Origin of the sequence: Luteimonas sp. RC10, assembly GCF_014192745.1 — a bacterium.
Lineage (GTDB): Bacteria > Pseudomonadota > Gammaproteobacteria > Xanthomonadales > Xanthomonadaceae > Luteimonas.
Genome location: NZ_JACHYJ010000005.1, coordinates 1 through 20672, shown reverse-complemented (window position 1 = coordinate 20672; position 20672 = coordinate 1). Strand labels below are relative to the sequence as shown.

12 protein-coding genes are annotated in these 20672 nt (G+C 68.8%); 4 read left to right on the top strand and 8 right to left on the bottom strand.

Annotated elements, in window-relative coordinates; genetic code table 11:
- Positions 1-72: 72 nt before the first annotated feature.
- Positions 73-1707 carry a family 43 glycosylhydrolase gene (locus FHW73_RS09995; protein WP_345776174.1) on the bottom strand — a complete coding sequence of 545 codons (1635 nt, stop codon included), beginning with the start codon at positions 1705-1707 and terminating at the stop codon, positions 73-75.
- Between the two features lie 158 nt (positions 1708-1865).
- Between FHW73_RS09995 and FHW73_RS09990 the strand changes: the two genes are divergently transcribed.
- Complete coding sequence (locus FHW73_RS09990) at positions 1866-2735, top strand: methylglyoxal synthase (RefSeq protein ID WP_183426568.1); 870 nt, start codon at positions 1866-1868, stop codon at positions 2733-2735.
- 69 nt (positions 2736-2804) lie between these two features.
- Here the strand turns inward: FHW73_RS09990 and FHW73_RS09985 are convergent, their stop codons facing one another.
- From FHW73_RS09985 to FHW73_RS09970, 4 genes are read right to left on the bottom strand one after another with little or no spacing between them, the layout of a single operon-like run.
- The gene (locus tag FHW73_RS09985; protein WP_183426567.1) at positions 2805-4091 is read right to left on the bottom strand and encodes a TRAP transporter large permease; all 1287 of its coding nucleotides are present in this window, start codon (positions 4089-4091) and stop codon (positions 2805-2807) included.
- 1 nt (position 4092) lies between these two features.
- Positions 4093-4611 carry a TRAP transporter small permease gene (locus tag FHW73_RS09980; protein ID WP_183426566.1) on the bottom strand — a complete coding sequence of 173 codons (519 nt, stop codon included), beginning with the start codon at positions 4609-4611 and terminating at the stop codon, positions 4093-4095.
- Between the two features lie 17 nt (positions 4612-4628).
- Positions 4629-5621, bottom strand: coding sequence for a TRAP transporter substrate-binding protein (locus tag FHW73_RS09975; RefSeq protein ID WP_183426565.1), 993 nt, complete (start codon positions 5619-5621; stop codon positions 4629-4631).
- Positions 5618-6409 (bottom strand): 2-keto-4-pentenoate hydratase, encoded by a 792-nt coding sequence (locus FHW73_RS09970; RefSeq protein WP_183426802.1) that lies wholly within the window; start codon positions 6407-6409, stop codon positions 5618-5620. The genes FHW73_RS09975 and FHW73_RS09970 overlap by 4 nt, the downstream gene beginning before the upstream one ends.
- A 241-nt stretch (positions 6410-6650) precedes the next feature.
- On the opposite strand from FHW73_RS09970, the gene FHW73_RS09965 reads away from it, so the two are divergent.
- Both FHW73_RS09965 and FHW73_RS09960 read left to right on the top strand, forming a co-directional pair.
- Positions 6651-7565 (top strand): alpha/beta hydrolase, encoded by a 915-nt coding sequence (locus FHW73_RS09965; RefSeq protein WP_255492931.1) that lies wholly within the window; start codon positions 6651-6653, stop codon positions 7563-7565.
- Positions 7562-9157, top strand: a complete 1596-nt coding sequence (locus FHW73_RS09960) for a carboxylesterase/lipase family protein (protein ID WP_183426563.1) — start codon at positions 7562-7564, stop codon at positions 9155-9157. The genes FHW73_RS09965 and FHW73_RS09960 overlap by 4 nt, the downstream gene beginning before the upstream one ends.
- 51 nt (positions 9158-9208) lie before the next feature.
- Here FHW73_RS09960 and FHW73_RS09955 read toward each other — a convergent pair whose 3' ends face one another.
- The 3 genes from FHW73_RS09955 to FHW73_RS09945 all read right to left on the bottom strand — a co-directional run bounded on the left by FHW73_RS09955 (position 9209) and on the right by FHW73_RS09945 (position 19334).
- Positions 9209-13018: a LamG-like jellyroll fold domain-containing protein gene (locus FHW73_RS09955; protein ID WP_183426562.1), complete on the bottom strand. Its 3810-nt coding sequence runs from the start codon at positions 13016-13018 to the stop codon at positions 9209-9211.
- 148 nt (positions 13019-13166) lie between these two features.
- Complete coding sequence (locus tag FHW73_RS09950) at positions 13167-16304, bottom strand: TonB-dependent receptor (protein WP_183426561.1); 3138 nt, start codon at positions 16302-16304, stop codon at positions 13167-13169.
- A gap of 267 nt (positions 16305-16571) precedes the next feature.
- Positions 16572-19334 (bottom strand): TonB-dependent receptor, encoded by a 2763-nt coding sequence (locus FHW73_RS09945; RefSeq protein WP_183426560.1) that lies wholly within the window; start codon positions 19332-19334, stop codon positions 16572-16574.
- Between the two features lie 198 nt (positions 19335-19532).
- On the opposite strand from FHW73_RS09945, the gene FHW73_RS09940 reads away from it, so the two are divergent.
- Entirely contained in the window at positions 19533-20558 is a 1026-nt protein-coding gene (locus tag FHW73_RS09940) for a sugar kinase (RefSeq protein WP_183426559.1), read from the top strand.
- Positions 20559-20672: the final 114 nt, after the last annotated feature.

The window sequence follows — 20672 nt, the reverse complement described above, 5'->3', positions numbered from 1 at the left end:
AGGGGCCGGTTGTCGTGCGGTTTCCATTCTAGCGACAGTTGTGCGCCCCCGCCCTCCACGCCCCGGTCATGTTCAGTCCAGGGCCCGGAAGCGGAAGTCGCGGAAATGGACCTTGCCCTCCCCGGCGGCATAGAGCGCAGGCTTGAGTGCCAGAAAGCCGCCAGCGACATTGTGGTGATAGCCCGAGACCTCCATCTGCACCGGGTATTTCTCCCAGGTCCGACCATCGGCGCTGGTATGGATGGTGACGATGTGGCGGTCGTTGGTCACCCGCAGCCACAACCGGCCGCCCTGGCCCGCCGGCAGCCCGCCGCTGGGACGCTCCAGCCCGTAGCGATGCATGACCATGCGCTCGCCGTTGCTGCCCACCCCCACATACAGTCGGTCGCTGTAGAACAGCAGCGCGCCGCCGATCGCGCCCGGCTCGATCTCCATCTCGACCTCGAACTGGTAGGCCTTGTCGCCGGCGATCAGCGTCAGCGGCGACGCATCGCGTGGGGTGCGGCCCTTGCCCTGCAGGGTCAACGTGCCGTCGCCGAAGGCCAGCCGCGCGTACTCGTCGGGCGCCGGGTCGAAGAACGCCCACTGGTGGCCCAGGCGGCCGCTGCTGAAGTCGTCCGACAGCGCCATACCGTGCTCGCCGACCGCGCTGCCGGCCGGCTTGGCCAAGGGTTGGCCCAGGTCGCCGCCGCGGGCCACGAACCAGCCGTCGTCGGTCCATTCGATCGGCTCGAGCAGCGCCTGCCGGCCAAGCGTCCAGTACCCGTTCTCGTAGCCGTGGTAGATCATCCACCAGCGATCATCGGTGCCCTCGATCACCGTCGCATGGCCGCGCGACCACCACGGCTCGCTGCGATCGACCGTGCGCACGATCGGGTTGTACGGCGAGTTCTCCCACGGGCCGTGGATCGAGCGCGCGCGCGCAGTGATCACCATATGCCCGGTCGGCGGGCCGGCCGTGCCGCCGACCGCGGTGGTCATGTAGTACCAGTCGCCGCGCTTGTGGATCTTCGGGCCTTCCTGCGCGTAGGCCTCGACATCCCAGTCCTGCGGATACTGCCAACCGTCGTACACGTGCCGCGGCGCACCGACGACCGACAGGCCGTCGTCGGCCAGCTGCACGTAGTCGCCGCCGCTCAGGAACAGGTAGCGCTTGCCGTCCTCGCCGACCGCATGCCCCGGATCGATGTAGCGGCTCAGGCCGATCTCGACCGGCTCGCTCCACGGCCCGCGGATGTCGTCGGCCCAGACCACGTAGTTGCTGCGTTCCGCGCCCTCGGTGCCACCGGTGCGGGCCGGGAAATAGATGTAGTAACGCCCGTCGTGCCTGACGATGTCCGGCGCCCAGATCGAGCCGACATTCTTCGTGATCGCATGCCCCAGCGGCTGCCAGTTCACCAGATCGCGCGAATGCCAGAGCGGCAGGCCGGGATAGGCATCGAACGAGGACAGCGTGAGGTAGTAGTCCTCGCCGTCCTTGAGCACCGAAGGATCGGGCCGGTCGCCGGCGAACACCGGATTGAGGAACGTGCCGTCGCCCAGATCCGCCTTGCGCTGGTGTTCGATGCCGCGCGCCCAGCCCTGGCTGGCGGGCGCGGCGGACGGCGTGGGCGAATCGGGTGGCGCGGCGGCAGCGCTGGCGGCGAGCAACAGCCCGGCGACGCAGACGCCGGAAAGCCGCGGGGAACGACGCGGATACATGCGCATCTCCTTGGGAAAAGGGGCGAGGCGCCAGCACGCTGCAAGGCGATGACACCGATGGTCATCCGACCGTAGCAGAGCGCGCGCCGACACGCATTCCGCAATGCGGCAGACAGCGTGGCGCGTGCTAGCGTGCACACCTTCGCCGCTGCCCTATGCCTTCGATGCGACTCGGACTTGCCGCCAACCGACGCCACCATGCCGACCGCGAGGCCGCCCTGTTCCGCTGGCTCAAGGCCAGTGGCGCGGGCATCCGCGAACTGGAGATCGCGCTGCACGTCGTCGGCCGCACCTTCGACGCGATCGCCCGTCACGGCGTGCTCGACGACCACACCCGGATGCAGCGCTACCCCTACGGCCGCGAGGGCGGCCTGATGAAGCTGGTCGCCGAAGTCGTCGGGCTGGGCGACGGCCGCACGCTCGACGGCGTGGTCTACCTGATCGACCCGGTGGACCCCTCGTCGATCTTCCCCGAGGCGGTCGCGCTCAAGCGACAGTGCGTGATCCAGGGCAAGCCGTTCCTGTCGACCGTGGCGTCGGCGCGCGACTGGATCGAGTGCGAACGCCTCCACGCCGGCCTGCCGCCCGATCCCGGCGCCGACGACTTGCACGCATTCGAGACCCAGACTGTCGCGCTGATCGCCCACGACGCGATGAAGCCGCAGATGCTCGACTTCGCCGACCGCCATTTCGAGCTGCTGTCGCGCTTTCGCACGCGAGTGGCCACCGGTACCACCGGCCAGCGCCTCAACGAACTGGCCTGGCGCCGCGGCTGGCCGGTCGGCGAGGCCTGGGCGCAGCGCTTCAACAGCGGCCCACTCGGCGGCGACGCGCAGATCGCCGACCTGGTGCTCGACCGCAAGTGCCGGCGCGCGATCTTCTTCGAAGACCCGCATGTCGCACGCCAGCACGAGGCCGACATCCAGCTGCTCGAGCGCGCGGTGACCACGGTCACCGACGACGTCGCCTGCCTGACCTCGCCCCAGGTCGCCGAGCGCTGGGCCCAGGCCGCCGAAAAACGCGCCACCCCGTAAACCGGGGTCAGAGTCGAATTTTTACCGTCCGCCAACGCCAATGCGCGATGGCGGGCCCCATTGCGCGCCTTAGCCGGCGCGCAGCACCGCCGGCAGCCACAGCGACAGGCTGGGGAACAGGGTCACGATCAACAGCACGCCCAGGCCGGCGAACCAGAACGGCCAGATCGTGCGCATGCTCTGCCCGACGGTGATCTTGCCGATCGCGGTGCCGATGAACAGCACCGAGCCGACCGGCGGCGTGACCAGGCCCAGGCCGCCGGTGAGCACCAGCACCAGGCCGAAATGGATCGGGTCGATGCCGTAGGCACGCGCCACCGGCAGGAAGATCGGCGTGCAGATCAGGATCAGCGGGGCCAGGTCCATGAATGTGCCGAGCAGCAGCAGCATCAACACGATCATCAGCAGCACCGCCAGCTTGCTGTGCGCGAACGACTGCAGGAACTCCACGGCGGCGCTCGGCACCTGGAGATAGGCCAGCAGCCAGCCGAACACCGACGCGGTCGCGATCACGAACAGGATCACGCCAGTGCTGCGCGCGGCATGGGTGATCGTTTCGACGAACTCGCGCACACGCAATTGGCGATACAGCACGATCGTCACCAGCAACGCGTAGACCACCGCGATCGCCGCGCTCTCGACCGCGGTGAAGATGCCGGCGCGGATGCCGACGAAGATCAGCGCGACCAGCCCCAGGCCCGGCAGCGCCGACACCGTGCGCAGCAGCACCGCACGCCAGCCGGGGAAGATCTCCACGCCGTAGCCGCGGCGACGCGCGACCAGGTAGCCGGTGACCATCAGCGCCAGCGTCATCAGCAGCGCCGGCACGATGCCGGCCGCGAACAGGTCGGCGATCGACAGCCCGCCGCCCGCGGCGGCCGAGAACAGGATCAGGTTGTGCGAAGGCGGCACCAGCAACGCGACCAGAGCGGCGGTGATGCTGACATTGACCGCGAAGTCCCGGTCGTAACCGCGCTTGACCATCTGCGGGATCATCGTGCCGCCGACCGCCGAGACGTCGGCGATCGCCGAGCCCGAAACGCCGCCGAAGAACAGCGATGACAGGATCGACACCTGACCCAGGCCGCCGCGCATGCGCCCGACCAGCGACGAGGCCAGCGCGATCAGACGCTCGGAGATGCCGCCGCGCATCATGATTTCGCCGGCGAAGATGAACAACGGAATGGCGATCAGCGAGGCCGAGCCGGTGCCGGCCGAGATCTGCTGCACCAGCACGATCGATGGCAGGTCCAGATACAGCAGCGTCGCCAGCGCCGCGGCGGCCAGCGCGAACGCGACCGGGACGCCGAGCACCAGCAGCACGGCAAAGACGATGAACAGGATCGCGATCGCCATGTCAGTGGCCCTCCTCTTCGACGCGCGGACGCAGCGCCAATGCGAAACGGTTGAGTGCGAAGACCACCATCAGCGCGCCGCCGATCGACAGCGGCAGGTAGTTGATGCTCTGCGGCATCGCCGCGCCCGCGGCCTTGATGTGCAGCCCATCGAGCAGCAGCAGCGCGCCCCACCAGGCGATGACCGCGCCGATCGCGGCGATCACCAGCGGCACCAGCAGGTCGATGCCGCGCCGGACCGCCGGGCGCACGTGGTCGTGCAGCAGGTAGAAGCCGAAGTGCCGGTTGGTGTGCACGCCGGCGGCCGCGCCCAGGCTCATCGCCGTGCTCAGCAGCAGCAACGTGACCGGCTCGGTCCAACTGGGCGAATCGTTGATCACGTAGCGGGCGAACACCTGCCAGCCCTGCACGATGACCAGCCCGAACAGGGCGGTGGCGGCGATGGCGATAGCGAGATGGGCGATCCGCTCGAGCAGGCGCCCGGCGGCGCCCAGCGGTGGGAGAGTCGAGGCTTCGGACATCGCGGGGTCCCCGTGTGTCAGGCGAAGTCGCGGATGCGACGGTAGAGGGTCTGGAGTTCGGGCTGGCGCAGGTAGCGCTCGCGCAGCGGCGCGGCCGCGGTGCGGAACGCGTCCATGTCGACCTCGTTGAACGCGATGCCGTAATCGCGCACGGCCTGGCGCGCGGCTTCTTCGGAGGCGTCCCACAAGCGGCGCATCACCGGCACCGAGGCGCGCGCAGTGTCGATCAGCAGGTCGCGGTCGGCAGGCGCCAGCGCGTCGAGCGAGCGGCGCGAGATCAGCAGGATGTCCGGCGCGTAGGAGTGCTCGCTCTGCGACCAGAACCGTGCCGCCTCGAAGTGACGGCTGGAATGGAAGCTGCGCATGTTGTTCTCGGCGCCGTCGATCATGTGCGTCTCCATGCCCGAGAACGTGTCGCCGAGCGACATCGGCGTGGGATTGGCGCCGAGCAGCCGCATCAGGTCGATGAACATGTCCGACGAGGCCACGCGCAGCTTCAGGCCGTGGAGATCGGCGGGCGTGCGGATCGCGTGCCGCGTGTTGTAGAAGCAGCGTGCGCCGCTGTCGTAGACCGCCAGCCCGACCAGGTCGCGGCTGCCGAAGCCGTCGAGCACGGTCTGTGCGATGCCGCCGTCGAGCGCATGGCGCAGGTGCGCGACCGAATCGAACGCGTACGGCAGACACAGCGCGGTGGTCAGCGGAAAGGCGTTGTTGAGCGCGCCTGCGTAGACGCGGGTCATGTCGATCGCGCCGAAGCGGGCCATGTCGATCGCTTCGGCCTCGCGGCCCAGCTGACCGGAGTGGTACTGGCGCAAACGCACCCGACCGCTGGTCTCGCGCTCGAGTGTCTCGCCGATCCACTTCACCGCCTCGACGGTCGGATAACCGGCGACGTGCACGTCGGTGGCGGTCAGTACGGTCGCGCCGTCGTCGGCATGCAAGGCCGCGGGCAGCAACGGCGCGGCGCACACCGCACCGAGCCCGGCCAGAAAGCGCCGCCGCGAGGTCATGCGACCGTCCCCGGCGCCTGGGGCGCGGCGGCCTCGACATCGACGGTGATCGTGCCGTGGCCGTCGAAGATCACCTCGGCGCGCTGGCCGGGCGCGATGTCGTGGATACCGGTGGCATTGCCGGTCGCGATCAACTCGCCGCGGCGCAGCGGACGGCCGCGTCGCGCCGAGCGCGCCAGTGCGAACGCGAAGGCCGCGCGCAGACCGCCAGGCAGCGTGGTCGCACCGCCGCTGCCCACGACCGCGCCATCGATGCGGCTCTCGACGCGCAGGCGCGCCTCGTCCAGCCCGGTCCAGTCGGCGATCTCGCCGCCGACGACCAGGCCGTTGTTGTTGCCGAAATCGGAGATCACCACGCGCGGGCCGAGCACGTTGATCGTCGCCAGCGGGCTGCTCGCCACCTCCAGCCCGATGAACAGCGTGGCCGGGTGCGCGGCGGCTTCGTCGGGCGTCCAGTCCAGCTTGTCGGCAGGCGCGTCGGCATCGAGGCGCAGCACATACTCGGCCTCGATCGCGCCGAAGCCACCGGCGAACACCGCGATGCGCGTGGCCTGCCCCGCCTGCTGCAGGTTGCGCCGGAAGATCGGACCCAGCAGGCGGTCGTCGCCGGAGATGTCGCGCCGCTCGGCGGCGATGTAGCCGACCTTCCAGCCGACCACCGCATCCGGCCAGGCCGCGATCGCGGCGTCCTGCACGGCATAGGCGTCGACCAGCGTCTCGGGAATGACCCCTGGGAAGTCGGGAAGCGCAGCGCCGTTGCGGCGCGCGTGCCCGAAGGCGTCGACGATGCCCTGTGTCGGGTCCGCAGGATCGTCCTGCGCGGTCGGATGCGCGGTGCCGTTGTTCAAACTCGATCTCCTGACCTGGTCGTTGCTGCGCCGCAGATCGCGGCCGCTGGGGATGTCTTGTATGGTAAACCGGTGTCATCTTCAATGTGCAGTGCGGCAAAACGCATCGCACCCCACGCCCATCATCGGAACGCTCCCCATGCTGCGCAGGTCCATCCGCCCGCTGTGCTGTGCGCTGCTGATGCTCGCTGCCTCCGGCCTCAGCGCCGTCCAGGCCGCGCCCGTTGCCAGAGAGCAACGCATCGACCTGTGGCCGGCAGCCGACGCGGCAGGCGGCGACCGGGTCACCGAGCGCAGCCAGGATCCGGCGCGCCCGGACCGGATCGTCGAGGATGTGCGTACGCCCTATCTCGCAATGTACGCGCCGGCACGTCCCAATGGCCAGGCGTTGCTGGTCGTACCCGGCGGCGGCTATGCGCGTGTGGTGCTCGACAAGGAAGGCACCGCCTTGATTCCCGCCTTCGTCGACGCGGCCGGTATCACACTGTTCGTGCTGCGCTACCGCCTGCCCGACCGGCGCCATGCTGAAGGGCCCGACGCCCCGCTTGCCGATGCCCAGCGCGCGTTGCGGATCATCCGTGCCCGCGCCGGTGACGACGGCATCGACCCGGCACGCATCGGGGTGATGGGGTTCTCGGCCGGCGGCCATGTCGCCGCCCGCCTGGCGACCCATCCGGCACCAGCGTACACGCCGGTCGATGCGATCGACCGGATCGACGGGCGCCCGGACTTCGCGCTGCTGATCTACCCGGTGATCTCGATGCGCGACGGTCTCGCGCATGCCGGGTCGCGCGATCGCCTGCTGGCCGCGAGCGACGCGCCGGCGGACCTCGCATTGGCACGCCTGTCACCCGAGCGCCATGTCGACGCACGCACCCCGCCACTGTTCCTGCTGCACGCACAGGACGACCCCACGGTGCCGGTCGGCAACGCGCTGGCGATGCACGCCGCGGCTCTCACGGCCAGCGTGCCGGCGTCGCTGCACGTCTTCCCCACCGGCGGCCACGGCTTCGGCGTGCGCGATGCGCACGGCCCGTTGGCGCGTTGGCCGCACCTCGCCCTCGACTGGATCGACAGCCTGCCGCCACGCCCATGACCGACACCCCGACCGATCCCCACCGTCGCCGCCTGCTCCAGGCCGGCGCGTTCGCCGGCGCCCTCGCCGCCCTGCCCGCTGCCTTCGCCGCCGCGCCCCGCACCAGCGTCGCGCGCGTGGCCGGCGGCCGCATCGGCGGCGCGATCGAGGACGGCGTGCACGTCTTCCGCGGCGTGCGCTACGGCGCCGATACCGCACCGCGACGGTTCATGCCCGCCGCGCCCGCGCCGGCCTGGCGCGGCGTGCACGACGCGTTGGCCTATGGCGCGTCCGCCCCCCAGCGCGGCGGCGAAGGCCCAGGCAGCGAGGACTGCCTGTTCCTCAACGTCTGGACACCCGGCCTGCGCGACGGTGCGCGCCGGCCGATCCTGGTCTACATCCACGGCGGCGCATTCTCGACCGGATCGGGCAGCGATCCGCTCTACGACGGCGGCCCCCTGTGCCGCCGCGGTGATGTCGTGGTCGTCACCGTGAACCATCGCTTGAACGCGTTCGGCTACCTGGCGCTGCGCGACCTCGGCGGCCCGGCGCTGGCGCAGTCGGGCAATGTCGGCCAGCTCGATCTGGTACAGGCACTGCAGTGGGTCGCGGCGCATGCCGAGGAGTTCGGCGGCGACGCGGGCAACGTGACGCTGTTCGGCCAGTCCGGCGGCGGCGCGAAGATCGCCACGCTGATGGCGATGCCGTCCGCGCAGGGGCTGTTCCACCGCGCCTGGACGATGAGCGGGCAGCAGGTCACCGCGGCCGGGCCGCGCGCCGCCGACCAGCGCGCGCGTCTGTTTCTGGACGCGCTGGGCGTGGCGCCCGCGGACGTCGAGCGGCTGCGTACGCTGCCGATGCAGGCCCTGCTCGACGCGCAGCTCGTCCGCGACCCCTCACGCGTGGAGGACAGCAGCCTGTACTTCGGCCCGGTCGTGGACACGGTCACGTTGCCGCGCCACCCGTTCTGGCCGGATGCGCCCCCGCAGTCGGCGCAGATCCCAATGGTGATCGGCAACACGCGCGACGAGACCCGCGCCTTCCTCGGCCACGATCCGGACAACTTCAGCCTGGACTGGGAGGCGCTGCCGGCCAAACTGCGCACGCAACAGTTCGTCGATCTCGACCCCGCGGTCGTGATTGCCGAGTACCGGCGGCTGTACCCGGACTACACGCCGTCGGAGGTGTTTTTCGCCGCCACCACTGCCGGCCGCTCGTGGCGCGGCGCGATCGAAGAGCTGGAAGTGCGCACCGCCCAGGGCCACAACACCTGGGCCTATCAGCTCGACTGGTATCCGCACGGCGGCGAGCGGATGCGCGCCTTCCACACCCTCGACATCCCGCTGGTGTTCGGCACGATCGATCGTGCCGGTAGCCGCACCGGCGACGATGCGCGCGCACGCGACATGGCCGCGGTGATGCAGGGCGCCCTGCTCGCCTTCGCGCGTTCGGGGAATCCGAACCATACCGGCCTGACGCACTGGGCGCCGTACAGCCTGGCGCGCCGCGAGACGATGGTCTTCGACACGCCTTCGCGACTCGAGGACGACCCGCGCGGCGGCGAGCGCCGGCTCTACCGGCAAGCACCCTTCGTGCAGCGCGGCACGCAATAGCCGGGTCGGGCGCCCGGCGCATGCCGGACGCCCCCAAGCGCCGCGCGTCCCTCAGCGCACCGGCGCGACGTTGTTCAGGCGCGTGACTTCTTCGGCATCGCCCGGCAGCGCGATCCGCACCTGTGCGCCATCTGGCAGGCGGCCCGCAGGCTGCAGGCGCACGGTGGCCGTGCGCGGACGCAGGTCCCGCGGCGCCGCGAGCGGCGGCAGGTCCGCCCGCGCGAGTTCGCGCCCATCCGCAGTCTCGAGGATCGCCACGCCGCCCGGCGCATCGGCATGGCCGAGACTGTGCACGGTCGCTTCGACTGCACCGTCGACCACGCGCACATCGCCGCGGCCGATGCCGATGTCGGGACGCACGTCGACCGGCGTGCCGGCTTCGATGCGTTCGAACTCGAACACCTGGGTCTGGCCGGGCACGAACACCAGATCGACCGATGCACTCGATTCGAGCCGAATCTCGCGCGTCTGCGCGCGACCGTCGATGCTCTCGTCGCCGCTGCGGTCCACGCCACTGACCATCCGCCAGCGCCCGGGGGCGACGTTCCAGCCGGTCATCGTCGCGTGCGCGGTGCGCGTGCCGGTGTTGTACGCGATGACCTTGAAACGTTCGCGCGAGGGCGCCGAGACCAGCAGCGCGACCTGTTCGGCCTGCGCGTCGTCGGCGAAGCGCCAGCTCACCGTGTGCCCGGGATAGGTCGTGTTGCGCTTGAGCGCGAGCCCGCCCAGCCGTGCGCGCTGCAGGAATTCGCTCGGCGCCTCCACCCGGTCCGACCACCAATGGCCTTCGGTGTTCATGTATTCGCGCTGCGCCTTGGCTTGGATGCCGTCGGCATGCAGCGCCTCGAGATAGCGCTTGTCGCCGGTCTGCTGCCAGGCGAACACGCTCTGCACGCCGGTCTCGCCGCTGTCGGCCGATTGCTGCAGACGCTGGCCCCAGTCCGCGCGCCGGCCGAGCGCATCGACATAGTTCTCCGCCAGGTTCGACAGACCGGCCGGGCCGCTGCGGTCCACCCGGTACTGCAGCGGACGCAGGTACTTCGCATCGCCGGTCCAACGCCACGCCGCCCAGTACAGGTGCATGGTGTCAGCGCCGCCGGAGCCGTCGAAGAGGTCGCCGCCACGCCGCTCGCCGGTCGCCCAGTGGATCTCGTTGGGCAGTTGCCAGACGCCTTGTGCGTCGGTGTAGGCATGGGCCAGATAGCCGTCAGCCAGTCCGGTGATCATCGCCCGGCTGGTCGGATCGGCATTGAACACGCCGAGCACGAAGGCCGGGTGCAGCACCGGGAACGAGTACGGCTTCTGCCACTGCCAGCGCGGCTCGCGGTAGACCTTGCGCCCGCCGAACCAGTTACTCGAGAACAGCCGATGCCCCTGCGGGTTGCGCAGCACGATCTTCTCGTCGAGGTCGCGCACGGTCTCCATCAGCCGGGTCATCGTCAGCGGATCGCCCCAGTTGAGCAGGGCCATCGCGCTGTTGGTGTTGATGCCCTCCTCGTAGGCATGCAGCTCGTCGGTCTCGATCGTCGACAGGCCGCCGGTGAACATGCCATTGGCATAGGCCGCGTCGGCCAGCGCAGTCAGCGAGGCATTGAGCTTGTCGGGCAGCACGCCCATCAGTGCCAGGCCCGGCCACTGCTGCAGCAGATCGCTGTCGTCGGAGATGCCGCCGCCGAAGTCGCCGAACGGCACCTGGCGCTCGTCGATCCACCATTCGACGAAGCGCCGGACCGCCTTGAGATCCTCGAGCTGGCGGAACGCCCACAGCGGCACACCGGCCGGCGGCTCGGGCTGCGCGAACGGCGGCCGGCCCTGGCTGTTGTAGCTCATGTAGTTCCAGTACAACCGGCCCAGCGCGTGGTCGGGATCGACCCGCAGCAGATCGCTGATGTCGGCGTAGGCGCGTGCGTAGAGTCGCTGGCGCTTGGAGGTGGTGTGTTCCTCGACCAGGAAGCCCCAGTTGTCGCGCACCTGGTTGAAGCGGTCGGCGACATGCTCGACCAGCGCCTCGGCGCGGGGCTTGTAGACCATCCGGATCTGCGCCCCGTCGAGCGCGGCCGCGTCGAAGCCCGGCGCCGCCGAGGCGATGCTGATCCACAGGCTGTCGTCGCTGAGGATGCGATCGCGCAGGTCCAGCCACAGCGTGCGTGCCTGGCCCGGGCGCACCGAGACCGAGACATCGATCATGTCGCGCGCCGGCCAGATCGGGTCCTTGATGCGGATGTTGAGCGGGATCGCCCCGGTGCCGTCGATGGTATGCGTGGCCGGCAGGTCGAGCGCAGGCAGGTCGATCGCGATGCCGTCGAGCCCGTCGTACATGTTCTCCCAGCTGTGCGCCCAACTGCGGATCAGCGGCTGCGCGGCCGGCGCATCGCCGATGCCCGAGGGAATCAGCACATGCACCACCGGCTGCCGCGGCGCATCGGCTGACGCCGGCGCACGCTTGCGGTAGGCCGCCCGGCCGGGCAGCGCGATCACCGTGCTGCGCTCCTCCGGTGCGAACCGCCCCTCGATGTAGCCGCGCAGTTCGGCGAGATTGGTGTAGTCGACCTCGGCGTCGCTGCGCACGGTGTAGACCTGCCGGACCGAACCCGCCGGCTCGTCGGCGGCCTCGACGCGATAGGCCCAGATCTCCTGGATCGGGGTTTCCTGCGCGACGTTCTCGAAGCGCAGATGGCCGCCGCGGCGCAGCGGAAAGTCGTCGACGCTGCGCACGATACCCTGCGGCCGTTCGAACAGCGGCTGCAGCGTGTCCGCATCGTCACCGGCCAGGACGCGGCCGTAGGCGGCGCCGCGGATCTCGACCCGGTTGACCGACTCGTCAGGCAGGGTCAGATCCAGCGCGCGGCCGCCCTCGACGTAGGTGTTCCAGTCCGGCAGCTGGAAGTAATCGTCGCGCCCGCGCAGCCGCGAGCGGTTGTAGACACCGGGCCAGGTGGTCTCGGCGATACCGTCGGTGGCCTTCCACATCCATTGCTTGAGATCGCGTGTGTCGGCGAACTCGACCTTGCGGATCGACGTGGTCGGCGCGTCGAGCAGCGGCGGCGCCGCGCCGTCCTGCCAACCGTGCCGGAACCACCAGGCGGCCTGGCGCTGCGCCGGCGCGACCGACGTGGTCGGCGCCGCGAACGCGCGCACGGCCTGGACGCCGGCCGCGTCGAGCATGCGGTCGTGGATGCGGATGTCGTCGAAGTCGCTGCCGCGCAGGAAGTTGTAGCGGCTCTGCACCTGGTGCGGCGCGAGCACGCGCGCGGCCAGGCCGAACTGGTCGAGGCCGGCGTCATAGTCGAAACTCGCCTGGGCGTTCGCCGGGCGCTCCTCGCGCGCGACCTCGCGCCCGTCCACATACAAGCGTACCCCGAGCGTCTCATCCCAGCCGAAGGCGATATGGGTCCAGGCGTCGGCCGCGGGCGGCGTGTCCATGCGGAACGACACCCGCGAACGTGCGAGGTTGGCATCGGTCACGAACGCATCGAAGCCGTGCCCGTTCCAGTCGATCCGGAGCCACGCCATGTCCCAGCTCGAATGGTCGGCATAGCCGACGCGGAAGATCACGAACGGCGCCTCGCCCAGCGGATCGCGCGCACGCCAGAAGAAGCTCAGCGTGCCGCGCTGCGCGTCGATGTTGCCCGGCGCATCCCACGACAGCACGCCATCATCGTCCCAGGTGATCGCGCTGCCGCGCACGCCGTCTTCGACCAGACGCACCTTGTCCTGGAAGTTCGGCACCGGATCGCCGGCGGCGACATCGGCCACCAGCCCCTGGTCGGCCGAGACGTGGAACAGCAGCCGGGGCGCCTGCGCATGGGCGGCGGCGGACAGGCCCAACGCGCACGCGGCGGCCAGGACTCGGATCGACATCGGGTTCAAGCGGTTGCCTCCCTCGACGGATGCGCCGGCCGCAGCTGGCGCGTGTACGGATTGTCGGACGATGCCGCGCCGGCCGCACGCGTTCGATATGCCGACGGTGATGCGCCGGGCGTGTCGACGCAGCCGACGCAGGATGGGCTCAGAAGCGATACCGGGCACCGACGTAGTACTGCCGCCCGGTCACCGTGTAGCGGTCGGGCAGCATCAGGTCCGAATCGACATAGCGCCGGTCAGCGGTGTCGAGCAGGTTGATCGCCTCGAACGTCAGACTGAGCTTGTCGTTGACGCGATAGGACATGTTGAAGTCGACGTTGCGCACGCTGTGCTTGCCGGTCACATCGGCCGTGGCGAACTGGTTGCCGTCCAGGTCCCAGACGTTCTCGCGGCTGAGCACCTCGCCGATGTACCCGTCGCGATAACTGGTGGACGCGCGCGCACTGAAGCGGCCGTCGTCGTAGTACAACGTGGCGTTGTACGAGTTGGGCGAGAGGTTGACCAGCTGATTCTCGGTCACCTGGGTCACCACCGAGGCATTGCTGTTGGCCGCAGTGCTGAACACGTATTCGATGTCCGAATCGACATGGGTGTAGTTCATCTGCACGCCGAAGTTGCGCCAGAACCCGGGCAGGAACGAGAACGGCTGCTGGTAGGTCAGCTCCCAACCCTTCAGCGGACCACCGGGCGTGTTGTAGTAGCTCTGCACGTTGAAGATCGTCTCGGGGGTGAAACCCGGTGGCAGCAGATCGAGGGCGTAGCCCAGGTCGGCCCACGTGCTCAACAGGCGGGTGCGCTGCACATAGCTGTCGATGTCCTTGTAGAACACCGCCGCCGACAGCAGCCCGCCCTCGGCGAAGTACCACTCGGCGCTGAGGTCGTAATTGGTCGAGCGGAACGGATCGAGCTTGGGATTGCCCAGGTTGATCGAAAACACCCGGCCATCGTCGAAGAAGTTCGTCGGCCCACCGCTGACGCTGGGCGACATGTAGGTCAGGGTCGGCCGGGCCATGGTCTTGGCGGCGCCGAAGCGCAGCACGACATTCTCGGCCACGTCCCAGGACAGGTTCAGCGACGGCAGCACGTCGGTGTAGCTGTGGCCGACGGTCGTGCCCACCAGCAGGCGCTCACCGGCATCGGCGGTCGCGCTGGCCACGCCGAAGAAACGCTCGCAGTTCGCCTCGCCGCCGGTGGGGCACGGTGCCCAGCCCGACGCGTCGATCTGGGTCCGGACCACGCGCACACCGACATTGCCGCGCAGCGCGCGCTCGAGCAGGTCGGTGTTGAAGTCGAGCTGGCCGTAGACCGCCATGCTGCGCTCGGTCACCTCGAAGTTGTTGTTCGAAGCACCGAAATGGCCGATGCCGGCCAGCCGATAGTCGCCGCCGGGCACGCCGTTGTCGGCATTGCTGTAGATGTCGAGCAGATCGGCGATGCGATCGAAATCCGGGATCAGCCACGAGGCCGGCATGCTGCCCGAGAGGTTCTTGCCGAAGCCGTCAAGCGTGGTGCTCAGGTCGCCCAGCGTCACCCCGGCCGGCAGCGCCTGCGGCAGGCGGCCGTAGCTGATGTGGCGGTACTCCTGGCTGCGCATCTCGTAGTCCTTCCACGCCAGGCCGGTGCGGAAGGTCAGACTCGGCGTGAAGTCGACGGCCAGATCCACCTTGGCGCTGTCGAAGGCGTTCTTCACATAGCTCGGATTGAGCCGCACCTCGCTGATGTTGGCGCCGCGCGCGGTACCGTTGCTGTTGACCGGCACCGCACCGTAGCCCAGCCACGACCAGGCATCGGCGCTGCTGGTGTCGAACGGAAAGGTCATGCTCGGCATCTGCGGATCGCCGCGCATGTCCAGTACGAAACCGTCGAGGTTGGCGTTGTCGAAGCTGACCATCGAGAACACCGGCCGCGCGTAGTCGGACACCGAGTGCCCGAGCGTGGCGTCCAGGCGGACCGCGTCGTTGAACCGATGCTCGAGCTGCAGGCTGAACTGCTTGAACTCGGTCGACTCCTCGATCTGGCTCGACTCGGTGCGGAAATCGACATTGTCGAACACGCCGTAGACCAGGCGATTGCGGTCGTCGACCTGGGCTTCGCGCACGATGATCTGGGTCTTGCCGCCGAGATTGGCCGCACGGTGCAGATTGGCGCCGAGCGAATCCTCGCGCTGGTCCTTGTCGAGCTTGGAGTACATCGCATCGAAGCTCAGCAGGGTGTCGTCGCTGATCCGGAACTGCAGCGCGCCGGTCACACCCAGGCGTTCGATCTCGTGCTTGGTGCGGATGTAGCGCGGGTAGCGCGGGATCCAGGCGTTGGTCGCGGTCTCGTAGGCGTCGATGTTCGCTTGCGACCCTTCCGGCCGCGGCAACCCGGCGCCGCAGTTGGCCGCGTCGATGCCCCAGGTGCCGTAACCGTTGTTGCTGCTCGGGTTGCCCAGTTCACCCGACGTGGGGTTGCGCGGGGTCTGCGGGTCGTAGCCCGCGGGCGAGCAGAAGCCATAGGTGCCGTTGTTGTTGGCGTTGGACTGGTTCGAGTTGCGGTGGTTGCCATGCTCCCAGCGCACCGGGTTGTAGCCTTCCTCGTAGATCGAACGCTCGCTGTAGGACGCCGACAGCAACGCGCCGACCCGGCCATCGGCCCAGGTGTTGCTGATCAGCCCCGATACGCGCGGGTCGCTTTCCTCCGACAGCTGGTTGTAGCCCAGCTGGCCGCTGGCCGAGGCGCGGAAGCCGTCGAAATCGAACGGGCGCGAGCCGCGCAGGTCGACCGTCGAGCCCAGCGAACCTTCGTCCATCTGCGCCGACTGGGTCTTGTTGACCTTGACCTGGCTGAAGAGCTCGGAGGCGAAGGTGTTGAAGTCGAAGCCGCGCGAGCGGTTGACGCCGGCGCTGCCGCTGCCGGCCGTCGCCAGCGCCTCCAGGCCGTTGAGGCGGACGCGGGTGAAGTCCGAGCCCAGGCCGCGCACGGAGATCCGCTGGCCCTCGCCGCCTTCGCGGTCGATCGAGATGCCGGCCACGCGTTGCAGCGACTCGGCGAGGTTCTGATCGGGGAACTTGCCGATGTCCTCGGCGAAGATCGCATCGACCTGCTCGACGCTGTAGCGCTTCTCGTCGAGCGACTTCTGCAGGCTTTCGCGATAGCCGGTCACCGTGACCGCAGCCATGTCGGAGACGTGGGCAGGGCCCTCGGCGGCCTGCTGGGCAAAGGCCGGCGACGCCAGCGCGACGGTGATCCCGGCCGCGAGTAGGGAAACCGGTGTCTTGCGGCGATCGGTCATGTCTTGCATGGTCGGGCTCCTCCCCTGTATCGCGTATCGAGCGGTGGCATCAGCACCGCGCCCCCAGAATGACACCGCTGGTCATTCGGGCCGAAACGGTAACAGCGGCGACATGCGCGGTGCATCTTGCAGCGCAACACGCGCGGCATCGGATGCGTGTATCGAGTACACGACAGGCGCTGAGCACAAGGCCTCCACACCGCTACCCACCGCAGATCCGCACATACGAAAACGGGGCGGCCCGCAGGCCGCCCCGTTTTGCCACACACAGATCGATCAGAACTTGTAACGCAGACCCAGCAGGTACTGGCGGCCGGTCTGGCTGTACTCCAGCGGCAGTTGCAGCGCCGGATTGGCGACCCAAGACTCCTGCGCCACGTTCGTCAGGTTGATGCCTTCGAGCGTGATTTCGAACTGCTCGTCGAGCTTCCAGCGCAGCGACGCGTCGATGGTCGTGGTACCGGACTGCCCGTGCACACCGTTGGCGGCGCTGTCGAAACCGACCTCGGTGCCGGGCACCTGGATCAGGTAGTCGTCCCGGTTGGTGGCCGACACACGCCCGGAAAAGCGCTCGCCCTCGTAGAACAACGTCGCGTTCCAGGAATGCTTCGACAGACCGGTGAGATCGGTCTTCTGCGCATTCGCGCCGGACGAGGTCAGGTACTGGATCTGCGAGTCGACATAGGTGTAGTTCAACTGCACGCCGAAATCGCGCCAGATACCGGGCAGGAACGTGAAGGGTTGCGTGTAGTTCGCCTCCACCCCTCTGAGCTTGCCGCCCGGGGTATTGATCGGCACCGAGAACACGAAGTCCTCATTGACCGACACGCCCGTGCCGTCGAGCAGGCTGGCCGGCAAGCCGCTGGACGCGAAGGAACGGGTCTCGCGGGTGTTCTGGATGAAGCTGTCGATGTCCTTGTAGAACAGGCCCACGCCCAGCATCGCGCCTTCGTCGAAATACCATTCCAGGCCCAGGTCGGCAGTCTTGGCGCGGATCGGATCGAGCAGCGGATTACCGCCCGCGACAGTCCGCGCCGAGCCACTGACGTTGACCGTCACGCCGGGCGTCAGGCTCCCAAGTCCCGGACGCGACATCACCTTGGCCGCCCCGAGTCGGATCAGCACATCGGGCGCGATCTCGGCCACCAGGTTCATCGAGGGCAACGTATCGCTGTACTCGCGCGCGACCGTGGTCGGCGTGGGCGTACCGCTCGCGGACGCGATGCCGGTCGACGACTGTTTGGTGCGCACATAGCGCACACCGAAGTTGCCCGAGAACGGAATGGAGCCCAGATCGGTCGAGAATTCGCCCTGCAGATAGGCGCCGCGATCCTGCTCATCGACGCTGCGCGTGCTCGCGGCGAACTCGCCCTGCGCGAACGTCCCCTCACCGCTGAAGATGCCAAACAGATTGGCAATCGCGTTGAAGTCCGGCACCACCCAGGTGCCGGGGGCGCCGGACAGCCCACTGAGACTGGCGAGGGCCACCAGGTCGGTCGGGACCTGCGCCGAGCCATCCGGGAATGCCGGCACGAGGGCCTCATTGGCGGTGCGCCGGAACTCACGCGAGCCGAACGAATAGTCCTTGGCCAGAATGCCGCCCTTGAGACGGAAGCCAGGCGACAGGTTCCAGTCGAAGTCCACCTGCCCGGAGTCGAAGTCGTTCTCGACATAGTTCTGACGCAAGCGGATCGTCGACAGCGTCCAGCCGGCCGGATCGGTCGGATCGATGCCGTAGTCGAAGACCGGCCGATACGGATCCTGACGGTAGTCGTAGCTGTAGCCGTCGACATTGAGCTTGTCCATCATGATCGTCGCTTGCACGGGATTGCCGTGCTCGGACCGCGAGGTTCCGACGCGCCCACTCAAACGGAAGTCGCTGCTGAAGCGATGTTCGGCTTCCAGGCTCAACTGGCGGAACGTGGTGCTCCACTCGTCATGGCGACTTTCCGAGCGCAGATCCACGTTGTCGAACACGCCATAGACCAGCGCGCCATTGCGGATTTCGCCGTCGCGGACGATCGTCTCGGGCTTGCCGGTGCCGCCTCGGCTGAACGAGTAGGCCTCGATATAGCGCTCGTCACGCGAGGCATCGATCTTCGAGTACAGGCCGTCGAGCGAAATCGTGGTCCGGTCGGTCGGCTTGAACTGCAGCGACGCGGTCACGCCGGTGCGCTGCTGGTCGTGCTCCATCAACGTGTAACGCGGGAAGCGCGGGTGGTAGACATCGGCGCCGCGCGCCGCCTGGAACGGCGAGTCCGCGCTGAAGCCGCCGTTGCTCGTGCCATTGGCCCAGCGCACCGTGCCCGTGCCCTCTTCCACGCCCTTGCGCTCGCTGATCGCGAACGACACCAACGCGCCGATGCGACCATCGGCCCAGGTGTTGGACACCAAGGCCGCCAGGCGCGGCGACGTGGTTTCCGATGCGTCCTCGTAAGCTGCCTGCCAGCTGGCGGCCATCGTGAAGCCGTCGTAGTCGAACGGACGCGCCGTGCGCAGGTCCACCGTGGCGCCGAGAGAACCTTCTTCGACCTCGGCAGACGCCGTCTTGCGGACGATGAGCTGGGAGAACAGGTCCGAGGCGAAGACGTTGAAATCGAAGCCACGCCCACGGTTGGTGCCGCCCGCGCCGTCGCTGCCGCCGACCGTGCTCAGTGCCTCCATGCCGTTGATCCGCACGCGCGTGAAGTCGGGGCCGAGCCCGCGCACCGAGATGTTGCGACCCTCGCCGGCTTCGCGCGTGATCACCACACCAGGAATGCGCTGCAGCGACTCGGCGAGATTGAGATCCGGGAACTTGCCGATGTCCTCGGCCACGATCGCGTCGACCACGCCGGCCTCGCCGCGCTTGATGTCGAGCGCCTTTTCCACGCTCGCGCGGTAGCCGACCACCCGCACCGTGTCGAGCTCGGCGGCCTGATCGTCAGCACCGGCAGCCTGCTGCGCAAGCACGGGGAATGCGGCCGCCTGGAGCGCCAGCGCGATGCCGGTCGCCAGCAAGGTAACCGGTGTCTTTTTTGAATCGACCCACTGCCTCATACGTCCCCTCCCAGGGTGCCCGGTGCATCGTGTGGCGCGGCTTGACTGCATCGTCGCGCTTGCTAATGTGGTGACGGCGCCCGAAATGACACCGCGGGCCAAACGCTATCAGAACGCCGCGAGCGACGCATGCTGCGGCGCGACAGACTCACTTTTCGGCCTGCGCGCGTCGCCGGCCCACCCCACAGGTCATTGGTCATGGGCAAGCGCATCCTCTGTTTCGGCGAACTGCTACTGCGCCTGGGCGCGCCGGGGCGCGAACTCCTGCTGCAGAGCCGACAGTTGCAGGTGCACGTGGGCGGCGCGGAAGCCAATGTCGCAGTCTCGCTCGCGAGGTTCGGACACGACAGCGCATTCGCAGGCACCGTCGCCGACAACGCGCTGGGCGAGGCCGCGCTCGGCGAGCTGCGCCGCCACGGCGTCGACGTGTCGCGCGTGCGCCGCGTTCCCGGGCGCATGGGCCTGTACTTCCTGGCGACCGGCGCCGGACTGCGCCCCAGCGATGTCGTCTACGACCGCGCCGACTCGGCGTTCGCACGCGCCGCGGCCGAGGCCTACGCGTGGCCGTCGCTGCTGGAGGGCATCGATTGCCTGCACGTGTCCGGGGTGACCGCTGCGGTCGGCCCGAGCAGTGCGCAGGCCGCCGCCGACGCGGTCCGTGCCGCGCGCGTACATGGCGCGCTGGTGTCGTTCGACGGCAACTTCCGGCCGAAGCTGTGGGCGACGTGGAACGACCGGCCCGCGCCGCTGCTGCAGGCCCTGCTGGCCGAGGCGGACCTGGCGTTCATCGACTATCGCGACGTCGATCTGATTCTGGGGCCAGAGGCCGGTGAGGCGGGCCTGCCGCCCGCCGAGCGCACGATCGCCGCCGCCGCGCGCGCATTCGCGCGTTTCCCGTATCTGCAGCGGATCGCCTGCACCCAGCGCGACGTGCGCAGTGTGGACAGCCACTTGCTCGGCGCCTTGCTCGTGCACCGCGACGGCGCGGTCCATCGGCTCGATCCATTACCGGTCGACGGCATCGTCGATCGCATCGGCGGCGGCGACGCCTTCGCCGCCGGCGTGCTGCACGGCGTGCTGTCGGGCATGGAGGACGCGCAAGCACTGGCATTCGGCCTGGGCGCGGCGCGCCTCAAACACAGCGTCCCCGGCGACTTCAACCTCGTCGGCGCAGACGATGTCGCCGCCCTCGTCGACAGCGGCCGCCTGGACGTGCGCCGCTAAAAAGAACCGGGGTCAGAGTCTGAGGTATCCCCACATTTTCCTGAGCTAGATCAGGAGGTTGCGTTCGGGAGAGATGGAAACAAGTGCGCGCATGGCGCAGTCTTCAAGGTGACT

Excerpts from the sequence above, each read along its gene's own strand:
- FHW73_RS09995 (WP_345776174.1), bottom strand. The coding sequence starts at position 1,707 with ATGCGCATGTATCCGCGTCGTTCCCCGCGGCTTTCCGGCGTCTGCGTC.
- FHW73_RS09990 (WP_183426568.1), top strand. The coding sequence starts at position 1,866 with ATGCGACTCGGACTTGCCGCCAACCGACGCCACCATGCCGACCGCGAG.
- FHW73_RS09985 (WP_183426567.1), bottom strand. The coding sequence starts at position 4,091 with ATGGCGATCGCGATCCTGTTCATCGTCTTTGCCGTGCTGCTGGTGCTC.
- FHW73_RS09980 (WP_183426566.1), bottom strand. The coding sequence starts at position 4,611 with ATGTCCGAAGCCTCGACTCTCCCACCGCTGGGCGCCGCCGGGCGCCTG.
- FHW73_RS09975 (WP_183426565.1), bottom strand. The coding sequence starts at position 5,621 with ATGACCTCGCGGCGGCGCTTTCTGGCCGGGCTCGGTGCGGTGTGCGCC.
- FHW73_RS09965 (WP_255492931.1), top strand. The coding sequence starts at position 6,651 with ATGCTCGCTGCCTCCGGCCTCAGCGCCGTCCAGGCCGCGCCCGTTGCC.
- FHW73_RS09960 (WP_183426563.1), top strand. The coding sequence starts at position 7,562 with ATGACCGACACCCCGACCGATCCCCACCGTCGCCGCCTGCTCCAGGCC.
- FHW73_RS09955 (WP_183426562.1), bottom strand. The coding sequence starts at position 13,018 with ATGTCGATCCGAGTCCTGGCCGCCGCGTGCGCGTTGGGCCTGTCCGCC.
- FHW73_RS09950 (WP_183426561.1), bottom strand. The coding sequence starts at position 16,304 with ATGCAAGACATGACCGATCGCCGCAAGACACCGGTTTCCCTACTCGCG.
- FHW73_RS09945 (WP_183426560.1), bottom strand. The coding sequence starts at position 19,334 with ATGAGGCAGTGGGTCGATTCAAAAAAGACACCGGTTACCTTGCTGGCG.
- FHW73_RS09940 (WP_183426559.1), top strand. The coding sequence starts at position 19,533 with ATGGGCAAGCGCATCCTCTGTTTCGGCGAACTGCTACTGCGCCTGGGC.